Origin of the sequence: Nocardia sp. CA-136227, from assembly GCF_050955695.1 — a bacterium.
Classification (GTDB): domain Bacteria; phylum Actinomycetota; class Actinomycetes; order Mycobacteriales; family Mycobacteriaceae; genus Nocardia.
The window spans coordinates 7,392,980-7,412,320 of sequence record NZ_CP192081.1 but is presented as its reverse complement, the minus strand read 5'-3'; the positions used below and the strand labels follow the sequence as shown (position 1 = coordinate 7,412,320).

Sequence of the window (19,341 nt, the reverse complement as noted above, 5' to 3'; positions counted from 1 at the left end):
CCCGACCCGGCAACCGCACGGAGCTCTTTGCATCTCAGGACTGGCTCTAAACCGCGCGACCGGTATCGTTGCAGCAGGTTTGCTGAGAGCTGGGGAGATGGTCGTGACCGGTGGAATTGCTCGTGTACGCCATGCTCTGAATTTGAAGGCTGGGCGTCGCGCCGGGATCGCCGTTGGTATGCTGGTGGCCGCCGCGACGGTCGGATACCTGGTTGATCTGTCCGTTTCGTCCGGAAATGTGCCGCGCGGTACACAGGTGGCCGGGATCGATATCGGCGGCGAGGATCGGGCGGCCGCCCGGGCCCGGCTGGAACCCGCGCTCGAACAGCGGGCGACCCGGCCGATCACCGTCCGCACCGGGGACGCCACCACCGACGTGGTGCCGCGGGCCGCCGGACTGGGCGTCGACTGGGACGGCACCTGGGACCGGATCGGCGGTCAGCCGCTCAACCCCTTCACCCGGATCGCGTCCTTCTTCACCACCCACGAGGTGGAACCCGCCTCCACCGTCGACGCCACGGCCCTGGACAAGCAGCTGGAGGCCCTGCGGGCGCACGATCGGCGTCCGGTCGAGGGTGGGATCGCCTTCGAGGGCGCGCTGCCCGTCGCGGTCCGCCCGGTGCCCGGCCTGACCCTCGACGCCCCGGCCGCCCGCACCACCCTGATCGACCACTGGGCCGACGGATCGGCGATGACCCTGCCCATGGTGGAGACCCCGGCCACGGTGACCGCCGACGCTGTCGACCGCACCCTGCGGATGGTCGCCGAACCGGCCGTGCGCGCCCCGATCACGTTCACCGGACAGGGCGGCGACGCCACCGTGGAACCGGCGCAGATCGCGAGCGTGCTCGCTTTCCCGCCGGACGGCCATGGCGGACTGGGCCTTTCGATCAACCGGGAGTCGATGATCGCCATCCTGGCCCCGCAGTTGCAGGCCACCGAGACGAAGCCGCAGGACGCGAGCTTCGACCTGAGCGGTTCCCGCGCCGCGGTGCGGCCCGCGGTGCCCGGGCTGCTGGTCGACTGGGACAAGACCCTGGAAGACCTTCCGGCCGTGCTGAATTCGCCGGGCATGCGGGTCAAGCCGGTGGCCTACAAGGAGGTGCAGCCCAAGCTGACCACCGAGGAGGCGGGCAAGCTGGGCATCACCGAGGTGATCGGCTCCTTCACCACCGGCGGGTTCAGCGGGCCGTCCGGGGTGAACATCGGCGTGGTCGCCCGCAAGGTGAACGGCGCGCTGGTGCGGCCCGGGGAGACGTTCTCGCTCAACGGTTTCACCGGCCCCCGCGGCGTGGCCGAAGGCTATGTGGAGTCCGGCATCATCAACAACGGCCGTCCCGCCAACGCGGTCGGCGGCGGCATCTCGCAGTTCGCCACCACCCTCTACAACGCCGCCTATTTCGCGGGCATGGAGGACGCGGGCCACACCGAGCACAGCTACTACATCTCGCGCTATCCGGCCGCCCGCGAGGCCACCGTCTTCGACGGCGCGATCGACCTGAAGTTCCGCAACAACACCCCGTACGGCGTGATCATCGACGCCACCTCCGACGCCTCGAACGTGACCGTCCGCATGTGGGGCACCAAGACCGTCGACGTCGAATCGATCACCGGGGACCGCTCCAAATACACCGAGCCCCAGACCATCACGCTGCCCGCGGGCAAGGACTGCGTCCCCTCCAGCGGCGGCTCCGGCTTCACCACCTCCGACACCCGCGTCATCCGCGACGCCAAGACGGGCAAGGAGATCTCCCGCAACACCCGCACCGTCAAATACGACCCGATCCCGGTCGTGCGGTGCCAGTGATCCGGATATAGCGAAGGGGCCCGGGTGATCACCCGGGCCCCTTCGTCATTCAGCTATCAGAACGCGGCTTCGTCGAGTTCCATGATGTCGTTGTCGAGGTTCGACAGGACGGTGCGGACCGAGGTCAGCTCGGGCAGCACGTTGCGGGCGAAGAACTGCGCGGTGGCGATCTTGCCGTCGTAGAACTTCTCGGTGGAGCCGGCGTCGAGGGCGTTGATGGCGACCTCGGCCTGCGACAGCAGCAGCCAGCCGATGATCAGGTCACCGACGGCCAGCAGGAAGCGGACAGAACCCAGGCCGACCTTGTAGAGCTCCTTCGGGTCCTGCTGGGCGCCCATCAGGTGCCCGGTCAGGGTGGCGGCCATGCCCTGGACATCCTCGAGGGCGGTGGCGAGCAGCTTGCGCTCGGCCTTCAGGCGGCCGTTGCCGCCCTCGCGCTCGATGAACTTCTGGATCTGGCCGGCCACGTGGGCCAGCGCCACACCGCGGTCGCGGGCGATCTTGCGGAAGAAGAAGTCCTGCGCCTGGATGGCGGTGGTGCCCTCGTACAGCGAGTCGATCTTGGCGTCGCGGATGTACTGCTCGATCGGGTAGTCCTGCAGGAAGCCGGAGCCACCGAAGGTCTGCAGCGAGTCGGTCAGGTACTGGTAGGCGCGCTCGGAGCCGACACCCTTGACGATCGGCAGCAGCAGGTCGTTGACGCGGAACGCGGTGTCCTTGTCGGCGCCCGAGACCAGCTCGGCGACATCGGCGTTCTGGTGCGCGGCGGTGTACAGGTACACGGCGCGCAGGCCCTCGGCGTAGGCCTTCTGCATGGCCAGCGAACGACGCACGTCCGGGTGGTGGGTGATGGTGACGCGCGGGGCGGCCTTGTCGGTCATCTGGGTCAGGTCGGCGCCCTGCACGCGGGTCTTGGCGTAGTCCAGCGCGTTCAGGTAACCGGTCGACAGGGTGGCGATGGCCTTGGTGCCCACCATCATTCGAGCGTTCTCGATGACGTCGAACATCTGCGCGATGCCGTTGTGGACCTCGCCGACCAGCCAGCCCTTGGCAGGTACGCCGTGGCCGCCGAAGGTGACCTCACAGGTGGCCGAGACCTTGATGCCCATCTTGTGCTCGACATTGGTGACGAACACGCCGTTGCGCTCACCCAGGGTGTCGGTCTCGAAGTCGAAGTGGAACTTCGGCACGTAGAACAGCGACAGACCCTTGGTGCCCGGGCCGGCGCCCTCGGGGCGGGCCAGCACCAGGTGCATGATGTTCTCGAACAGGTCGTCGGAGTCGCCCGAGGTGATGAAGCGCTTGACGCCCTCGATGTGCCAGGTGCCGTCTTCCTGCTGGACCGCCTTGGTGCGGCCGGCGCCGACGTCGGAGCCCGCGTCGGGCTCGGTCAGCACCATGGTGGCGCCCCAGTTGCGGTCGGCGATCTTCTGAGCCCACTGCTTCTGCTCATCGGTGCCGTTGTTGTAGAAGACCTGCGCGAAACCCGCACCGGCGGCGTACATCTGGGCGGCCGGGTTGGCGCCCAGGACCATCTCGCCCAGGGCCCAGCCGACGACGGACGGGGCGCCGAGGCCACCGAGCTCCTCGCGGACGGGAACCTTGGACCAGCCGCCGTCCTCGAGGGCGCGGTAGGACTTCTTGAAGGACTCGGGGAGAGTGACCGTGTGGGTGTCGGGGTTGAACACCGGCGGGTTGCGGTCGGCATCGGCGAAGGACTCGGCGAGCGGGCCCTCGGCCAGGCGACGGACCTCGCTCAGCATTTCCTTGACGGTGTCGGCGTCGAGGTCGCCGTAGGCGCCCGCGTCGAGGAGCTTCTGGATGCCCAGGAACTCGAACAGGTTGAACTCGAGGTCGCGAACGTTGCTCTTGTAGTGACCCATGGTCGTACTCACTCTCCATTGAGATGGGTGCGGTTCGGTGTGTGCCGTTCCCGCCCGTAAGGTCTCCACCGGGTAGACACCGTAAAGCAGCGCTACTAGCGGGTAACTTATGCGCCATGTTACCGACCGGTAGGGGGCCCGCCAACCCGATCGAGGCCGAATGTGACCGAAAGCACGCGGGTAACCGGGGGTGGGGGTTTCGCTGAGTCCGTGGGGATCCCGTCGTCGCAGGTGAAAGCCCTGCGGGAGATCGATGCGGAGGCGACGTGAGGCCCTCGACACAGTCGGCTCCGGGCGCGTGGGCAACCCTCGCGCACACCTCCGGTGTGCCGCGCGAAACCCGCCTGTGACGGTGGTTACGGTGCGTATATGCGGATCGAGACGAGTGCGGGACCGGCGGAGGCGGAGATCGCCGAGCCCGGGCGGAAGAAGCCCGGATTCCTGCTGGTGCTCACCCACGGCGCCGGCGGCGGGGTCGATGCGAAAGATTTGCTGGCCGTGCGGGATTCGGCTGTCGCCCTCGGCGGCGCGGTGGCGTTGGTGACCCAGCCCTATCGGGTCGCGGGGCGGCGCGCGCCCGGCAAGGCCGACGTGCAGGACGCGGCTTGGCTCGAAATCATTGCGGCCCTGCGGAAGAAGGTCCGGGGCGCGCCGCTGATCCAGGGCGGGCGCAGCAATGGCGCGCGGGTGGCGTGCCGGACCGCGCGCGAGGCGGGTGCGCGCGGCGTGGTCGCGTTGTCGTTCCCGCTGCATCCGCCGGGTAAGCCGGAGAAGTCGCGGCGCGAGGAACTGCTGGAACCCGGCGACATCGAGGTCGTCGTGGTCAATGGCGCGCGCGACCCCTTCGGCATTCCCGATGCCGCCGATGCGGCCGAGGTGCATGTCATTGCGGGACAGGCGCATTCGTATCGCGCCGGGTTCGAGGAGATCGTCGCCGCGATCGAGCCGTGGCTGGAGCGCTGGTCCGCGAACTGAGCGGTTGCGCACCGCCGGGTGAATCCGTCTCGCGGGCTCAGCGGGCCTTGCCGAGGTAGGCGAGCAGGTCGTCGACGAGGTCGGTCGGCGTCGCGTGTCCCTTGCCGTTCGCGTCCAGGTGGCCGGAGGAGGCGAGGTCGGCGGCCCCGTGGGCCAGCGCGCGGACCAGGGAGGCCATGCGTTCGGTGTCGCCGCCGGGCAGGCTGCCCGCCTCCTGGGCCAGCCCGACCAGGGCGATCAGCGCGTTCTGGGCATTGCGGCCGGTCTCGGCGAGTTCGGTGGTCTCGTCGGCCCAGTGGCCGAAGACCAGCTTGAAGCGGGCGGGGTGTTCGAGGGCCCACGCGATGTAGCCGTGCAGCACCCCGCGCAGCATCTCGACCGGCTCCGGGCGCTCCTGCACGATGCGGGCGAAATCCGCTGAGCGCTCGGACAATTCGCGGGCGGCGACCGCCGCGAGCAGCGCGTTCTTGTTCGCGAAATGTTTGTAGGGCGCGTTGTGTGAGACGCCCGCGCCGCTGCCGACCTCGCGCAGCGTGACGGCCTCGACCCCGCCGGCGTCGAGCAGGCGGAGGGCGGAATCGAGCAGCACGGTGCGGGTGGACGGCGGCATCGGTCCATCGTAATCAGCGGTTGACAGTGTCAACCAGCGCGCCTAGGTTGACACTGTCAACCTCTGATGGGAGCGGGTATGGACCGGGGAACAACAGCCGTCGTCACGGGCGCGACGAACGGCATCGGGGAAGCGATCGCGCGGCAGCTCGCTGCGGCCGGCGCGGAGGTGGTGCTGGTCGGGCGGGACCCGGGCCGCTTGCGCGCCGCGCGGGAACGGATCACGGCGGCCGTGCCCGACGCCGTGCTGCGGGACGAACTCGCGGATCTCTCGCTGGTCGCGGACGTGCGTGCGCTCGGGGATCGCCTGCGGGACAGCCGGATCGACATCCTGATCAGCAATGCGGCCGTGGTGGCCGACATCGCCGACCGCACCGCCGAGGGCTTGCAGCCGACCTTGGCCACCAACCACCTCGCGCCGTACCTGCTGCTGCGCACCCTGGGTGAGAACCTCGCCGACGCCGGGCGATCCGCGCGACTGGTGGTGGTCGGGGCCTCACCGACCGCCTTGCGCTCGGTGCCCGTCGATCTCGACGATCTGGGATTCCGGAACCCGCGCGCGCTCGGATTCCCGCCCAGTTTCCGGCCTTTCGTGGCCTACGGGCGCACCAAGAACATGAACGCGATGTTCGTCTACAGCCTGGCCGAGCGGCTCGCGGGCAGCGGCGTGACCGTCAACGGCGCGCATCCGGGGATCATCCGGCACACCGGGCTGGGCCGGGAGTCCGCGCGCGGGCTGCTGCGGGTCTTCGGCTGGTCGCAGTGGGTCAATCCGCTGCTGCCGGGTCCCGACGCCGGGGCCGATACGCCGGTCTGGCTGGCCACCGCGCCCGAACTCGAGGGCGTGTCCGGTCGATTCTTCGTGCGCCGCAAGGATGTCGCGACGGCCGCGCACACCACCGACCCGGCCCGCCGCACGCGGCTGTGGGACGAGAGCGCACGGCTCACGGGGCTGACGGTCGACCACTGACGGGCCGCGGCCGTCAGAACATGTCCAGCGCCGGAGGCTGGGGAACCTCGAGAGCCCGCGGCGCGTCCGGATCCTCGACCGCCGGGCGGGTGGCGACCACCAGGGCGTCGATGGCGTCGCGGTCCTCGGTGGGCCGGTGCACGCGGTCGGCGATCTGGACGCGAATGGCCGGTTCGGCGGAGGCGAGATCGGCGATGATGTCGGCCGGGGTGAAGGTGAGGGCCGGATCCTGTTCGCCGCCATAGCCTTCGGCCAGATTGAGGGTGTCGTTGCCGATGACCAGCAGGGTGCCCTCGGGGGAGAGCATCCCGGCCGCGCGCAGCAGCAGGATGCGCCGGTCCTCGGGCGGCAGGTGCAGGAAGGCGACCAGGATCAGTTCGTAGGGACCCGTGATGCCCGCGCGGTCCAGATCGGTGACATTGCCGTGCACCCAGTGGATGCGCCCGCGCACCGAGCGGGAGAGCCGGGCGGCGACGGTACGACCCTTGTCGATGCCGGTCTGGGAGAAGTCGACGGCGTCGACCTGCCAGCCGTGGGTGGCGAGCCAGAGCGCGTTGCGGCCCTCGCCGCAGCCCAGGTCGAGTACTCGCGGCAGCTCGGGCCGGCCCTCGCCGATCCCGTGCCCGCCGACCGGCACCCGGCGTTCCAGCCCGAAGACCTGCTCGACCACCGTGGCGTTCGGGGGCGCGCCCCACACCAGTTCGGTGGCGGAGTAGTGCTCGTCCCATGCGGCGGCATCCATGGGAACGAGTCTAGAAGTTGTGCCCGCCGACGAAAGCCGCCCGCGAACGGGGGCGTTCGCGGGCGGCGGGTCGAGCGGGGCGGAGTCCCGGGAGTCGGGTTCCGCTAGAGCGTCGTGTGCATCAGCAGCACGTTGTACTGGCTGTGGACGGTGGTGAGGAAGTACAGGTCACGCCCGGTCTGGTACGGGAAGATGTAGGGCGCGTACGCGGTCGGGAGTTCGCGGGTGTCGATGAGCACCGACGGCGGGCTCCACGGCCCCTCCGGGCTCGGCGAGGTGTACATGACCACCGAGTTCCACGGGTCCGTGGTCAGCATGATGTATTGCCCGAGGTAGTCGTTCCACATCACCGACATCTCGGAGACGCCGCCGCCCACCACCGGCTGCGCGGCGTTGACGTCCTTCTGCCACCGGCCGCCGTCCCAGTACTCGTAGGCGCCGAGATCGGTGGCGGCGCCCTCCGGGACGCGAGCCACGTAGGCCGGGTGGTTGCGCCCGGAGTCGGTGCCGAAGTTGTAGAGGAAGCCGCCGCGCTTGACGAAGGCGTTCATCTGGAAGTTGGAGTTGCCGCCGTCGTCGGCGCGGCGGGTGGCCGGCAGTTCGACCCAGTTCTCGCCGTTGTCGCCGGAGACCGCCAGGCTGGAGTAGTTGGTGGTCCACTGGCCGACGTCGTCCCAGCTCTTCACCGACATCAGGCTCATGATCTGGGTGCCGCCGACCGAGATGGCCGCGGTGGGGATGCGGCTGATCTCGATGAAGGGGATCTTGGGGCTGGGGATCAGGTCGCGGGCCTGGCCGAAGATGTCCCGCACCACGGAGTCGAAGTAGACGCCGTTGGACGGGTCCTGGGTGTGCGAGCGGACCAGGATGTTGGAGCGCCAGGCCCAGGTGCTGCCGACCAGCAGGTTCGGCAGGCCCAGACCGGCGGTGTCACCGAAGGCGGTCAGCATTTCGCCGTTGCCGTTGTCCCACATGATGCCCAGGTCGGTGCCGAGCACGTTGTAGGCCTGGGTGTTGTTCGGGCTCGCCATGCCGGTGACCTGGAAGACGGCCTTGGTCCGGCCCGGTAGCTGTGGCAAACCGTTGGTTCCGTTGAGCACGGGAATCGGATTGATGGCGTTGGGGTTCGCTGCGGCCGGTGATGTCATCGCCAGGAGCAAGGCCGTGGCACCGGCCACAGCGGACAGCAGCAGCGGAGCGGTCTTGGTCAATTGCGTGCGTCCTCCGGGTCTCGCCGAATAATGCGCGGACCAAACGGTATGTGGCGGACCGCACAATGCGTTCGACTCGTTGGCAAAGTGTGAAAATGCTAACAGTGATCGCGAGTCGATCGTGACTGCACGCCAGTGTGTTTGCCGTGAATTGGCTTACTTTCCATTCCTATCACGTCCGAGGGCCTGTCGGACGATAAGAGGCAGCTGGGTGGCGCGTTCGATGGACAGAGTCCGGCGCACCGAAGTTTGCCAGGTGCGGTCGAACATTCTCTTCGCGGCCGCCACCGCGTGCGGGGAGCGCGCCGCGATCCGATCGGCCAGCTTCTCGGCGGCCGCGCGCGGGTCCGCCGACACCTCGGTGACCAGACCGATGCGCTCGGCGTAGGCGGCGTCGACCGGGTCGGCGGTCATGGTCAGCAGCAGCGCCTGATCGATGCCGATGAGCCGCGACAGCGTGGCCGCGCCGGTCATGTCGGGGATCAGGCCGTGCTTGGCCTCCATCACCGAGAATTCCGAATCCGGTGTGACGAACCGGAAATCGGCCGCCAGCGCGAGCTGCAGTCCGCCGCCATAGCAACGACCGTGCACCACCGCGATCACCGGCTGCGGCAGCCGCCGCCACGCCCAGCACGCCTCCTGGAAGGTGTTGGTGCCGCGCCACGGCAGTGGGACGAAGTTGCGGACCACGTCGAGAGGGTTGCCCATCGCCTTGGCGACGTCCAGCCCGGAGCTGAAGCTGGGCCCGTTGCCGGTCAGGATGACCGCGCGCACGTCCGGGCGCTTGCCGATCACGCCCGCCACTCGGACCAGCTCGTTGAGCATGTCGATGGTCAGGCCGTTGTGCTTGTCCGGCCGATCCAGGGCCACGTACGCCCGGTCGCCGGCGATGGTCAGGGAAACGTTGTGGCTCACGGTCATTCCTTATCCGAGCTGGTCCAGGAGCAGTCGCGCACAGCCGGCCGGATCGTCGGAGAACGGCGTGTGGCCGCTGCCGTGCAGGGTGACGTGCCGCGCACCGGGCAGCAGCGCGCGGGCGCGGCGGGCCTGGGTGGCGTACGTGAGCAGAATGTCACGATTGCCCCAGGCGATGGTGACCGGGACATCGGCCAGCGCGCCCGGTTCGGGGAGCCGGAAGTTCGTGAAGGAGGCCAGCGCGGGATCGAAGCCCGCCGCGCCGAGCAGGCCCTCGACGGTCTCCATCGACATCCGGGTGTCGAGCTGCCAGGGCTTGCCGAACACCAGGCCGAGGGTCGCGGACCGGCCCACGGTGTTGCCGAGCACGGTGGGCACGGCCGGGCGCGCCGCGGTGAGCAGTTGTTTCGCCCGCCCGAGCGCCTGCTGGCACCAGATCCGGCCGGACGTGTCCCAGTAGCCGATGGGGGAGAAGGCGGTGGCCGAGCGGGCCAGGCCGCGCGCGGCCAGGTCCAGGACGATGCCGCCGCCCATGGAATTGCCCGCCAGATGCGGCTGTTCGAGCCCCTCGGCGGCGAGGAATGCGGCCAGCGCGTCGGCCAGGGTGGTGACGGTGGTGTCGGCCAGCGGCTCGCTGCCGCCGAAGCCGGGCAGGTCCACGGCGATCACGTCGAAGGATTCGGCCAGCGTGCCGATGATCGGCTCCCATACCTCCCAGCGGCTGCCGACGCCGTGCACCAGCACGAGCGGTTCGCCGCTGCCGGTCCGGTAATGGTTCAACGTGGTCATCTGTCACTCCCCAGGCCGCGATCGCTGATGCCACCCTACAGTTGTTGACGTGTCGCCAACAGGCTGGAAAACGGGCCCCCGGCGGTACGATAAAAGGTATGGCAACCCGGAAAGTGACCCTGTCGCTGGACGAGGCCGCCTGGTCCTATGCCCAGGACGCCGCCGCCCGCGCGGGCATGTCGCCGTCGGCGTGGATCTCCCGCGCCGCGCGTCGCGAAGCCGTGCGGCTGGGGTGCGGCCCGGCATCGGATCCGGTCGACCTCGCCGCCGCCGACGAGGCGGAAATGCTGGCCGCCGAGAAGGAGCTGCGTGCGCAGGGGTGAACTCTGGGTCTACCACCCGCACGGCACCACCCGTACCCGCACCATCGTTCTCATCTCCAGCGACGGCATCAACGAGTCGCCGCGGCCCTGGCTGATCGCGGCCGAGGTCGAGGCCGCCGATCCGCAGGACATCCTCGCGGTCCCGATTCCGGGCCACGGCTGGGTGCACGCCGGCAATCTGGGCCGCATCTATCGCGGCTGGCTGGCCGAGCGGGTCGCCGAGGTGGACGCCGAGACGGCCGAGCGAATCGATACAGCGCTGCGCGCCGCGATGGATCTGTGAGAAGGTGCCAGGCGTATTTCTCCCATCGAATCATGAGAGTCGAGGCACCGGTGCGTCTTTCTCTGAGCGGCACAGGCCTGATGGCTGCCGCGCTCGTCGCCCTTCCCCTGCTGGCCGGCTGCGGCGGCGGCGACAAGCCCGCCGACGTCAGCCAGGCGGACGTCTCCAAGGCGTTGCAGGACGGCGGCCTCAAGGACGCGAAGCTCGCCGACTGCGCCGCCAAAGTCTATGTGGATCAGGGTATTTCGCAGGACGGCCTGCGCATCATGATCAAGAATGACGCCAAGTCCGCGGCCGCAACCGATCCGGAGTCGCTCGGTATGAGCAAGGAGGACGCGGAGAAGGCGCGCACGGCCACCAACAAGATCGTGACCGACTGCCTCAAGCAGCAGTAGCGGGTGGCTCCCCGGCGGCTCCGGCCGCCAGGGGCCTTGGCGGCCTGAGGTTTCCGCGCCGCCCTTGTTAACTCTCCGGTGCCGGTGTGCAATTTCTGAATCGACCGGGATCGACCCGGCATCCGGGAGGGATCACACCATGCGGAAATCCGTCGTCGTGGTGGCGCTGCTCGCGCTGCCCCTACTGTCCGCCTGCGCCAACAGCCAGCAGGCGGCCACGCCCACTCCCACGCCCGCGGGTGTGCCGACCTCCGTGGCGCCGACCAGCGGGTCCGGCCTGCCCACCACCCTCCCGTCCGGTCTGCCCACGCTCCCCTCCGGGGTGACCCTCCCGTCCTCGATCGCGGCGACGCCGGGCGCGGTCGGCGCGCTGACCGCCGCCGAGGTCTCGAAAGCCTTGCAGGACAAGGGCAAACTCAGCCAGCAGACCGCCGACTGTGTGGCCGGGATCTACATCCAGGAAGGCCTGTCGGACAGCGGCATCCAGAAGATCATCGAGAGTGCCAACGGCACCAACCCCACCAAGGTGAGCCTCGGCACCGAGGATCTGCTCAAGGCGGGCAAGGCCGGCAAGCGGATCGCCACCGAATGCACCAAGTAGGGCCCTGACATGCGAGAAGCCCCGCCCGAATCGGGCGGGGCTTCTCGTGAGAGCCGGTGACGGGAATCGAACCCGCAATTCGACCTTGGGAAGGTAGCGTGTTGCCACTACACCACACCGGCACGGTCCTGCTTGCGCACGCGACTCTATCAGACCACTTCTCCGCCGGTGCAAATTCGCGGGCCCGGGCCGCCGGGGTTTCGAGGCGGTGGGGGTGCGGGGCCCGAGACCCGATCTATCGCCCGTGTCGGCGCGACGCGCCGAAGATCGCGTAGCTCTTTCGCCGAAGCACCGAGTTCCGCGCGCGGCCGGTCCTACACTGGCCCGCAGGGTCGAAAACCCGTCCACCACTGGAAGTTTGGATGCGCTGAACGTTAGCTGGCGCTGGTTCGGTGCTCCTGCTCGGCGGTCGAGGAGGACGTATGACCGCGGTGCCCGCTCGTGAGGTTCCCGAGCTCGAACCCGTGCGGCCGTTTCCACGTCGGATGAACCCGCAGGGCTCATACCTGTGGAAGGCCATCACCACCACCGATCCCAAGATGCTCGGGAACATGTATCTGTTCACGGCCATGGCGTTCTTCCTGATCGGCGGCCTGATGGCGCTGCTGATGCGGGCGGAGCTGGCCCGGCCGGGCATGCAGTTCCTGACCCCGGAACAGTTCAATCAGCTGTTCACCATGCACGGCACCATCATGCTGCTGTTCTACGCGACCCCGATCGTGTTCGGCTTCGCCAACGCGGTGCTGCCGCTGCAGATCGGCGCGCCGGACGTGGCGTTCCCGCGGTTGAACGCGCTCAGCTACTGGCTGTACCTGTTCGGGGCGCTCATGGCGACCGCCGGATTCATCACCCCCGGCGGTGCGGCCGACTTCGGCTGGACCGCCTACACCCCGCTCAGCCTGGCCGAACACGCGCCGGGCATGGGCGCGGACCTGTGGATCATGGGTGTGGCGGTGTCCGGTGTCGGCACCATCCTGGGCGGCGTCAATATGGTCACCACGATCGTGTGCCTGCGCTGCCCGGGCATGACCATGTGGCGGATGCCCATCTTCACCTGGAACATCCTGGTCACCAGTGTGCTTGTGCTGCTGGCGTTTCCGATTCTGACCGCCGCGCTGATGGGGCTGGAGTTCGATCGGCACCTGGGCGGGCACGTCTTCGACTCGGCCAATGGCGGGGCCATCCTCTACCAGCATCTGTTCTGGTTCTTCGGGCATCCCGAGGTCTATATCGTCGCGCTGCCGTTCTTCGGGATCGTGACCGAGATCTTCCCGGTGTTCAGCCGCAAGCCGCTGTTCGGCTACACCACCCTGGTGTACGCGACGCTGGCCATCGGCGCGCTGTCGATCGCGGTGTGGGCGCATCACATGTACGCGACGGGATCGGTGCTGCTGCCGTTCTTCTCGTTCATGACGTTCCTGATCGCGGTGCCGACGGGGGTGAAGTTCTTCAACTGGATCGGCACCATGTGGCGCGGCCAGCTCACCTTCGAGACACCCATGCTGTTCTCGGTCGGCTTCCTGGTCACGTTCCTGTTCGGCGGGCTGTCGGGCGTCATCCTGGCCTCGCCGCCGCTGGACTTCCACGTGTCGGACTCGTATTTCGTTGTGGCGCACTTCCATTACGTGCTGTTCGGGACCATCGTGTTCGCCACCTTCGCGGGCATCTACTTCTGGTTCCCCAAGATGACCGGGCGGATGCTCGACGAACGGCTCGGCAAGCTGCACTTCTGGACCACGTTCCTCGGCTTCCACACCACCTTCCTGGTGCAGCACTGGCTGGGGAACGAGGGCATGCCGCGGCGCTACGCGGACTACCTGCCCAGCGACGGATTCACCACGCTCAACACCATTTCCACCGTCGGCTCGTTCATCCTCGGGTTTTCGATGATCACGTTCGTCTGGAACGTCTTCAAGTCCTACCGCTACGGCGAACTGGCCACCGTGGACGACCCGTGGGGTTACGGCAACTCCCTGGAGTGGGCCACCACCTGCCCGCCGCCCCGGCACAACTTCTACGAGCTGCCCCGCATCCGCTCCGAACGCCCCGCCTTCGAGCTGCACTACCCGCACATGGTGCCTCGGATGCGCGCGGAGGCCCACGCCACCTGGGGTCTGCGCAAGCCGAAGCAGGTCATCGAGGCCGGGCCAGTCGACTCGCCGACCGATCATTGACATACGCTCTTGCGCGTGCTGCTTTCAGATCGCGACATCCGCAAGGAAATCGCCAATGGACGTCTCGGGCTCGACCCGTTCGACGAGAAGCTGGTGCAGCCGTCGAGCATCGATGTGCGGCTGGACAGCTTGTTCCGGGTGTTCAACAACACCCGCTACACCCATATCGACCCGGCGCAGCGGCAGGACGAGCTGACCTCGCTGGTCGAGCCCGCCGAGGGCGAGCCGTTCGTGCTGCACCCGGGTGAGTTCGTGCTCGGCTCCACGCTCGAGGTGTGCTCGCTGCCCGACGATCTGGCCGGGCGGCTGGAGGGCAAGTCCAGCCTGGGCCGGCTCGGGCTGCTGACCCACTCGACCGCCGGGTTCATCGATCCGGGGTTCAGCGGGCACATCACCCTGGAACTGTCGAACGTCGCGAACCTGCCGATCACGCTGTGGCCGGGGATGAAGATCGGCCAGCTGTGCCTGTTCCGGCTGACCAGTCCGGCCGAGCACCCGTACGGCAGCGCCACCGTGGGCTCCAAGTACCAGGGGCAGCGGGGGCCGACGCCGTCGAAGGCCTACCTGAACTTCGCCTCCCGGCAGTGAGCCACGACCCCGGCGCGCGTGAGTTGCGTTACGGGGTAGCCGGTTCGGCCGGGCGTCCGGCGGAAATCGGCCGCTGCCTGGACAGTTGACCGTCATGGAATGGCGCTATTACGCCGTCCGGTGGGCGGGTTCGCCGGGTGTACGGATGGCCCGGCACGTCGTAAGGTGGCGACGACAGGTAGGTGTGAACGAGATGGGCTGGCGATGAGTTCGGTGCTGGGAGTGTCGGTGGGGGCGGGCGCGGTTCGCGTCGCACGTCCGTACACCGGTGATTCCACCGAGCCCACCAGGAATTTCGCCGTGCCGCCCGCGCCCGGATACGGCCGGGCCCGTAGCGGATTCGACGGTCCCCCCGACGCGTTCGACGTGCAGGCCGTGCCGGTCGGCGAACGCCGGGTCGACGAGCTGGTCGCCGACGCGGTCGGAGCGGTGCTGGCCGCCGACTCGCGGATCAGCGCCACCGCCATCGCCTATCGCGACGAGAACCACGCGCGCGCCATCCGCGCCGAGCTGGCCCGCCGGCAGTTCACCAACTACGAGCTGGTGCCGGATGTGGTGGCGGCGCTGGAGTTCCTCGAATACTCCGGTGAGCTGCAGGGTTTCGGCACCGTCGCGCTCTACGACCTAGGTGCGTCCGGTCTGTCCGTGACGGTGGTCGACATCGGCACCCGCCAGGTCTGCTTCACCGAGCGCACCAGCGACATCAGCGGCGACTATCTGGACGCGCTCATCCGCGAACAGCAGATCGCCTCCGGGCGCATCGCCCATCCGCCGGATCACACCGGCCTCACCGCCCTGGACAAGCTGTGCCGCGAGGCCAAGGAACAGCTCTCCGGCAGCAGCGCGGTGGCTCTGCCCTCCACCGAGGGGCTGGTCCTGCTGTCGCAGGAGAACTTCGAGGCCCTCATCATGCTGGCCGTCGAATCCTCCGCGCGCATGACCCGCGATGTCATCCTGCGCTCCGAGCAGCCCGTGCAGGCCGTCGCCCTGCTCGGCGGCTGCGCCCAGATTCCGCTGGTGGCAAGGGTTCTGCGGCGCTGGCTGGGCGTCCCGGTGATCGTGCCCGCCGCGCCCGAGACGGTGGTGACCCGCGGCGCCGCCATGCTGGCCCGCCCGGTCATGCCGCGCCCGGCCCCCGCCCCGTTCCCGGCCGCGCCGCGCGAGGAGATCGCGCCGCGGCCCGCCGAGCCCGCCCCGGCCCAGCTCCTGGTCCCCGGCACGACCGACGGTCCGGGCCGCCGCCGCGAGCTCAGCTTCGCCGGTGTCGCCGTGGGCGCGCTGGTCGTGGTGGCCGCCATCGGCATCACCCTGGGCTGGGGAACCCAAGTGCTGAGCCACGATTCGCAGCGCCCGGACGCGGTCACCAGCTCGGTCCCGACCAGCACCACCCGCCCGAGCGAACCGGCCACCGTCGCCCCGAGCACCACCGACGCCACCAACGAGGCGCTGGCCGGTCCGCCGCAGCCGCAGAACACGACCACCACCACCGAGGCCCCCACCACCACGGTCGGCCCCAACACCATCACCCTCATCCCCGGCCTCCCGCCGGTGATCGTTCCCACCCTGCCCCCGCTCTTCCCGCCCGCCCCGGCCCAGGGGCAACAAGCGCGCTGACACGCCGAGCCCGCCCCGTCGACTGCCAGAGAAGGGGCGGACCCGGTGGTTCCGGCGCGGATCGCGCCGGTGCGAGGAAAGGCTGCGTTCAATCCTCGCTTCCCGGTCCCACCGCCAGAGCTGTCGTGATGATCGCCGACAGGGGTGGGAGTTTGGCGTCTCGGGCGGGCGGGCGCACCCAGTGGCAGCCCTCGCGGGTCCAGCGGCCGAGGCCGGTGGGGAGCATGACCGCGCTGCCGACCGTCGGAATGCCGATGTCGAGGCGGTCCAGGACCTCCATGATCTGGGCGCCGGGGCGTGAATCCGGTTCGGCCAGAAAGCTCCAGCGAATCTGGCGTGCCAGCATGGGGCCATCGGTCCGGCGCTGTTGCAGTGCGCTGCGGACCCTTTCGGCTCGGGCGACCGGTAGGTGCACGACCGCGACCTGCGCGGTGACGGGGAGCATGACGAATCCGCCGCGCTCGGTGACCGGCAGCCCGAACTCGTGCCGGTAGTAGGAAACCCAGTCGTCGACTGTTCTGAGCTTGTCCGCGTTCACTTCCCCGCCTCCTTCCCCTGGTCACCAGGGTCGCGCGCCGGAGGCGGATGGGAAAACGCCCGCACACCCGCCTTCCACTGCCTTTCCGCCGCCACTGTCGCGGCTACGTATAAAGCCTGGTACCAGCTAGGTTTCGGCTGTGGCCGCGGCCACTTTCCGCTCGTACCCTGGAGTTCGGAGTTCGTTCGGAAGGGATGGCACCGTGGTACGGCACTGGTCAGGCAAAGAGGCCCGTGCCCTCCGTGATGCCAAACGCATGAGCATCAGGGAGTTCGCCGCCCACCTGGGCGTCCACGAACGACTGGTCTCGAAATGGGAGGCGGGGGGCGATCGGGTGCATCCCCGCCCCATCAATCAGGCCGCCCTCGATACATCCCTTGCCAGGTCCGACGATGTGGTGCGGGCACGGTTCGCGGCCTTGATCGACCAGCCCTCGAGTGGCCCCGCCGTTCCCGGTTTCGATGTGCGCCAAGGCGGTTCCGAGCTGTGGAGCGGCATGCCGGCGCAGGCCAGTTATTCCAGCGACGCGGAACTGCTGGCACTCGTCGACACGGGTGCGATGAGGGGCGATGCGTTAGCGGCGATTTCGGAGAGGGACTTGATCATGGCGGCTGCCCATGAAGCCAGCGAGCACGCCGGCCGGGCCGAGGGCACCAATGTGGGTGCCACCCTGCTGGAACAGCTCGATGCCGATGTCACGCGCATCGCCAACGACTACGTGCACATGCCTCCGGTGCCGATGATGGTGGAGATGTTGCGGGTCCGGCGGCGTGTGTACCGGTTGCTGGAAGGCCATCAGCGGCCGTCGGATACGGCGCATCTGTATCTGTTGGCGGGCACTTTGTCCGGCCTGCTGGCGAATGCCAGTACGGATCTGGGCTATTTCGACGCGGCCGGTGAACAGGCCAGGGCCGCATGGGCTTACGCCGAGCTGTGCGAGCACAATCCGCTGCGCGCCTGGACTCGCGGCATGCAGGCGCTCATCGAGTACCGCTCCGAACGCCCGCGCCGCGCGGTGTTGCTGGCCCAGAGCGGCCAGCGCTACACCGAATCCGCGACCTCGAAGGTGCGGCTGCTGAACATCGAGGCCCGCATCTGGTCGCGGCTGGGCAGCGCCGCCGACACCGAACGCTGCATCCGCGCCGCCGACGAGGCCCGCGACGGTGAATCCAGCGACACCCTGCACGACGACGTCGGCGGCGTCTTCGGCTTCGACCAGCCCAAGAGCCATTACTACGCGGGCGCCACCTACATCCATCTCGGCCAGGCCGAACCCGCGCTGGAGGCCACCCGCCGCGCCATCGACCTGTATGTGAACGGCCCCACCGACAAGCGCTCCTACGGCGCGGAGTCGCTGGCCCGGGTCGACAACGCGGCCGCCCACCTGATCAACGGCAGCCTCGACGGCGCCGCCGCGGCCCTCGAACCGGTGCTCGAGTTGGACGAGGACAAACGCATCGCCCAATTGGAGGAGCGCCTGTCCGTCCTCCGTCAGCGCCTCGCCAGCCCCGAGTTCCGCGACGCCGGAGAGTCGCGCGACCTGGACGAAAGGATCGAGGACTTCTGCGGCTCCACCGCCGCCCGCAGCGTGTTGCCGCCCGATACCTCGCGGTGAAAAAAGCTGGTTGCGGGCTAATGGCACCATTGACGGGGTGAGCCCTCAGAGTCACCTACCGCATCGGTCCCCGCGCAGGCTGGAGCAGTCCACCAAGCTCCAGAACGTTCTCTATGAGATCCGGGGGCCGGTACACGCGCATGCGGCGCGGTTGGAGGCCGAGGGTCATCGCATCCTCAAGCTGAACATCGGCAATCCCGCCCCGTTCGGGTTCGACGCGCCTGACGTGATCATGCGCGACATGATCGCGGCGCTGCCGTACGCGCAGGGCTACAGCGAGTCGAAGGGCATCCTGTCCGCTCGCCGGGCCATCTTCACCCGCTACGAGGTGGTGCCGGGCTTCCCGGAATTCGATGTGGACGACGTCTACCTGGGCAATGGCGTCTCCGAGCTGATCACCATCGTCATGCAGGCGCTGCTCGACAATGGCGACGAGGTGCTCATCCCCGCGCCGGACTATCCGCTGTGGACGGCGATGACCTCGCTGGCGGGCGGCACCCCGGTGCACTATCTGTGCGACGAGTCCAACGGCTGGCAGCCCGACATCGCCGACATGGAATCCAAGATCACCGACAAGACCAAGGCGATTGTCGTGATCAACCCGAACAACCCCACCGGCGCGGTGTACTCCGCCGAGGTGCTGCAGCAGGTGGTGGACCTGGCCCGCAAGCATCAGCTGCTGCTGCTGGCCGACGAGATCTACGACAAGATCCTCTACGACGACGCCAAGCACGTGTCGCTGGCGACGCTGGCCCCCGACCTGCTGTGCCTCACCTTCAATGGCCTGTCCAAGGCCTACCGGGTGGCGGGTTACCGCTCGGGCTGGCTGGTCATCACCGGTCCGAAGGATCACGCGGGCGGCTTCCTGGAGGGCATCGACCTGCTGGCCTCCACCCGCCTGTGCCCGAATGTGCCCGCGCAGCATGCCATTCAGGTGGCGCTGGGCGGACATCAGAGCATCGACGATCTGGTGCTGCCGGGCGGGCGGCTGCTGGAGCAGCGGGATGTGGCCTGGCAGAAGCTGAACACGATTCCGGGCGTGTCGTGCGTGAAGCCGGAGGGCGCGCTGTACGCGTTCCCGCGGCTGGATCCGGAAGTCCATGAGATCCACGACGATTCGAAGCTGGTGCTGGATCTGCTGCTGCAGGAGAAGATCCTGATGGTGCAGGGCACCGGCTTCAACTGGCCGCACCACGACCACCTGCGCATCGTGACGCTCCCGTGGGCGCGGGATCTGTCGGTCGCCATCGAACGCTTCGGCAACTTCCTGTCCAGCTACCGCCAATAACTTCCGGGCGGAAATAGCTAC

At 68.6% G+C, this 19,341-nt stretch carries 19 protein-coding genes and 1 tRNA gene; 12 read left to right on the top strand and 8 right to left on the bottom strand.

What is annotated here, in order from left to right:
* Positions 1-178 precede the first annotated feature (178 nt).
* On the top strand, positions 179-1,807 hold the full coding sequence (locus ACQP06_RS34295) for a VanW family protein (RefSeq protein WP_433673514.1): 1,629 nt from the start codon (positions 179-181) through the stop codon (positions 1,805-1,807).
* Between the two features lie 56 nt (positions 1,808-1,863).
* On the opposite strand, the gene ACQP06_RS34290 is transcribed toward ACQP06_RS34295, so the two are convergent.
* Positions 1,864-3,690, bottom strand: coding sequence for an acyl-CoA dehydrogenase (locus ACQP06_RS34290; RefSeq protein ID WP_433669211.1), 1,827 nt, complete (start codon positions 3,688-3,690; stop codon positions 1,864-1,866).
* 369 nt (positions 3,691-4,059) lie between these two features.
* On the opposite strand from ACQP06_RS34290, the gene ACQP06_RS34285 reads away from it, so the two are divergent.
* The gene (locus ACQP06_RS34285) at positions 4,060-4,665 is read left to right on the top strand and encodes an alpha/beta hydrolase family protein (RefSeq protein WP_433669209.1); all 606 of its coding nucleotides are present in this window, start codon (positions 4,060-4,062) and stop codon (positions 4,663-4,665) included.
* 37 nt (positions 4,666-4,702) lie between these two features.
* On the opposite strand, the gene ACQP06_RS34280 is transcribed toward ACQP06_RS34285, so the two are convergent.
* Positions 4,703-5,275, bottom strand: coding sequence for a TetR/AcrR family transcriptional regulator (locus ACQP06_RS34280; protein ID WP_433669208.1), 573 nt, complete (start codon positions 5,273-5,275; stop codon positions 4,703-4,705).
* A gap of 78 nt (positions 5,276-5,353) precedes the next feature.
* Between ACQP06_RS34280 and ACQP06_RS34275 the strand changes: the two genes are divergently transcribed.
* Positions 5,354-6,244, top strand: coding sequence for an SDR family NAD(P)-dependent oxidoreductase (locus ACQP06_RS34275; RefSeq protein ID WP_433669206.1), 891 nt, complete (start codon positions 5,354-5,356; stop codon positions 6,242-6,244).
* A 13-nt stretch (positions 6,245-6,257) separates the two neighbouring features.
* Here the strand turns inward: ACQP06_RS34275 and ACQP06_RS34270 are convergent, their stop codons facing one another.
* From ACQP06_RS34270 to ACQP06_RS34255, 4 genes are all read right to left on the bottom strand, one after another.
* On the bottom strand, positions 6,258-6,986 hold the full coding sequence (locus ACQP06_RS34270; protein WP_433669204.1) for a class I SAM-dependent methyltransferase: 729 nt from the start codon (positions 6,984-6,986) through the stop codon (positions 6,258-6,260).
* A 104-nt stretch (positions 6,987-7,090) separates the two neighbouring features.
* Positions 7,091-8,197, bottom strand: coding sequence for a DUF4185 domain-containing protein (locus ACQP06_RS34265; protein WP_433669202.1), 1,107 nt, complete (start codon positions 8,195-8,197; stop codon positions 7,091-7,093).
* Between the two features lie 156 nt (positions 8,198-8,353).
* Positions 8,354-9,112 carry a crotonase/enoyl-CoA hydratase family protein gene (locus ACQP06_RS34260; protein ID WP_433669200.1) on the bottom strand — a complete coding sequence of 253 codons (759 nt, stop codon included), beginning with the start codon at positions 9,110-9,112 and terminating at the stop codon, positions 8,354-8,356.
* A 9-nt stretch (positions 9,113-9,121) separates the two neighbouring features.
* Complete coding sequence (locus tag ACQP06_RS34255) at positions 9,122-9,901, bottom strand: alpha/beta fold hydrolase (RefSeq protein WP_433669198.1); 780 nt, start codon at positions 9,899-9,901, stop codon at positions 9,122-9,124.
* A gap of 98 nt (positions 9,902-9,999) precedes the next feature.
* Here ACQP06_RS34255 and ACQP06_RS34250 point away from each other — a divergent pair, with 98 nt between their 5' ends.
* The 4 genes from ACQP06_RS34250 to ACQP06_RS34235 all read left to right on the top strand — a co-directional run bounded on the left by ACQP06_RS34250 (position 10,000) and on the right by ACQP06_RS34235 (position 11,503).
* Entirely contained in the window at positions 10,000-10,224 is a 225-nt protein-coding gene (locus ACQP06_RS34250; RefSeq protein ID WP_357274466.1) for a hypothetical protein, read from the top strand.
* On the top strand, positions 10,211-10,507 hold the full coding sequence (locus ACQP06_RS34245) for a hypothetical protein (protein WP_357274464.1): 297 nt from the start codon (positions 10,211-10,213) through the stop codon (positions 10,505-10,507). The genes ACQP06_RS34250 and ACQP06_RS34245 overlap by 14 nt, the downstream gene beginning before the upstream one ends.
* A 32-nt stretch (positions 10,508-10,539) precedes the next feature.
* Positions 10,540-10,902 carry a hypothetical protein gene (locus tag ACQP06_RS34240; protein ID WP_433669196.1) on the top strand — a complete coding sequence of 121 codons (363 nt, stop codon included), beginning with the start codon at positions 10,540-10,542 and terminating at the stop codon, positions 10,900-10,902.
* A 139-nt stretch (positions 10,903-11,041) separates the two neighbouring features.
* Positions 11,042-11,503: a hypothetical protein gene (locus tag ACQP06_RS34235; RefSeq protein WP_433669195.1), complete on the top strand. Its 462-nt coding sequence runs from the start codon at positions 11,042-11,044 to the stop codon at positions 11,501-11,503.
* A 51-nt stretch (positions 11,504-11,554) separates the two neighbouring features.
* On the opposite strand, the gene ACQP06_RS34230 is transcribed toward ACQP06_RS34235, so the two are convergent.
* Positions 11,555-11,625, bottom strand: a tRNA-Gly gene (locus tag ACQP06_RS34230).
* Positions 11,626-11,925: 300 nt separating this feature from the next.
* Here ACQP06_RS34230 and ctaD point away from each other — a divergent pair.
* The 3 genes from ctaD (at position 11,926) to ACQP06_RS34215 (ending at position 15,879) form a co-directional block, all read left to right on the top strand.
* Positions 11,926-13,677: an aa3-type cytochrome oxidase subunit I gene (gene ctaD, locus ACQP06_RS34225; protein WP_433669194.1), complete on the top strand. Its 1,752-nt coding sequence runs from the start codon at positions 11,926-11,928 to the stop codon at positions 13,675-13,677.
* A gap of 15 nt (positions 13,678-13,692) precedes the next feature.
* Positions 13,693-14,265, top strand: a complete 573-nt coding sequence (gene dcd / locus ACQP06_RS34220) for a dCTP deaminase (RefSeq protein WP_404205173.1) — start codon at positions 13,693-13,695, stop codon at positions 14,263-14,265.
* Positions 14,266-14,469: 204 nt separating this feature from the next.
* The gene (locus ACQP06_RS34215) at positions 14,470-15,879 is read left to right on the top strand and encodes an Hsp70 family protein (protein WP_433669192.1); all 1,410 of its coding nucleotides are present in this window, start codon (positions 14,470-14,472) and stop codon (positions 15,877-15,879) included.
* Positions 15,880-15,967: 88 nt separating this feature from the next.
* Here ACQP06_RS34215 and ACQP06_RS34210 read toward each other — a convergent pair whose 3' ends face one another.
* Entirely contained in the window at positions 15,968-16,417 is a 450-nt protein-coding gene (locus ACQP06_RS34210; protein ID WP_433669190.1) for a hypothetical protein, read from the bottom strand.
* Between the two features lie 256 nt (positions 16,418-16,673).
* Between ACQP06_RS34210 and ACQP06_RS34205 the strand changes: the two genes are divergently transcribed.
* Positions 16,674-18,032: an XRE family transcriptional regulator gene (locus tag ACQP06_RS34205; protein ID WP_433669188.1), complete on the top strand. Its 1,359-nt coding sequence runs from the start codon at positions 16,674-16,676 to the stop codon at positions 18,030-18,032.
* A 28-nt stretch (positions 18,033-18,060) separates the two neighbouring features.
* The gene (locus ACQP06_RS34200) at positions 18,061-19,320 is read left to right on the top strand and encodes a pyridoxal phosphate-dependent aminotransferase (protein WP_433673513.1); all 1,260 of its coding nucleotides are present in this window, start codon (positions 18,061-18,063) and stop codon (positions 19,318-19,320) included.
* Positions 19,321-19,341: the final 21 nt, after the last annotated feature.

What these genes read in the sequence shown, in the direction of transcription:
- ACQP06_RS34295 (WP_433673514.1), top strand. Translation starts at nt 179, where the DNA reads ATGCTGGTGGCCGCCGCGACGGTCGGATACCTGGTTGATCTGTCCGTT.
- ACQP06_RS34290 (WP_433669211.1), bottom strand. Translation starts at nt 3,690, where the DNA reads ATGGGTCACTACAAGAGCAACGTTCGCGACCTCGAGTTCAACCTGTTC.
- ACQP06_RS34285 (WP_433669209.1), top strand. Translation starts at nt 4,060, where the DNA reads ATGCGGATCGAGACGAGTGCGGGACCGGCGGAGGCGGAGATCGCCGAG.
- ACQP06_RS34280 (WP_433669208.1), bottom strand. Translation starts at nt 5,275, where the DNA reads ATGCCGCCGTCCACCCGCACCGTGCTGCTCGATTCCGCCCTCCGCCTG.
- ACQP06_RS34275 (WP_433669206.1), top strand. Translation starts at nt 5,354, where the DNA reads ATGGACCGGGGAACAACAGCCGTCGTCACGGGCGCGACGAACGGCATC.
- ACQP06_RS34270 (WP_433669204.1), bottom strand. Translation starts at nt 6,986, where the DNA reads ATGGATGCCGCCGCATGGGACGAGCACTACTCCGCCACCGAACTGGTG.
- ACQP06_RS34255 (WP_433669198.1), bottom strand. Translation starts at nt 9,901, where the DNA reads ATGACCACGTTGAACCATTACCGGACCGGCAGCGGCGAACCGCTCGTG.
- ACQP06_RS34250 (WP_357274466.1), top strand. Translation starts at nt 10,000, where the DNA reads ATGGCAACCCGGAAAGTGACCCTGTCGCTGGACGAGGCCGCCTGGTCC.
- ACQP06_RS34240 (WP_433669196.1), top strand. Translation starts at nt 10,540, where the DNA reads ATGAGAGTCGAGGCACCGGTGCGTCTTTCTCTGAGCGGCACAGGCCTG.
- ACQP06_RS34235 (WP_433669195.1), top strand. Translation starts at nt 11,042, where the DNA reads ATGCGGAAATCCGTCGTCGTGGTGGCGCTGCTCGCGCTGCCCCTACTG.
- ctaD (WP_433669194.1), top strand. Translation starts at nt 11,926, where the DNA reads ATGACCGCGGTGCCCGCTCGTGAGGTTCCCGAGCTCGAACCCGTGCGG.
- ACQP06_RS34215 (WP_433669192.1), top strand. Translation starts at nt 14,470, where the DNA reads ATGAGTTCGGTGCTGGGAGTGTCGGTGGGGGCGGGCGCGGTTCGCGTC.
- ACQP06_RS34205 (WP_433669188.1), top strand. Translation starts at nt 16,674, where the DNA reads ATGAGCATCAGGGAGTTCGCCGCCCACCTGGGCGTCCACGAACGACTG.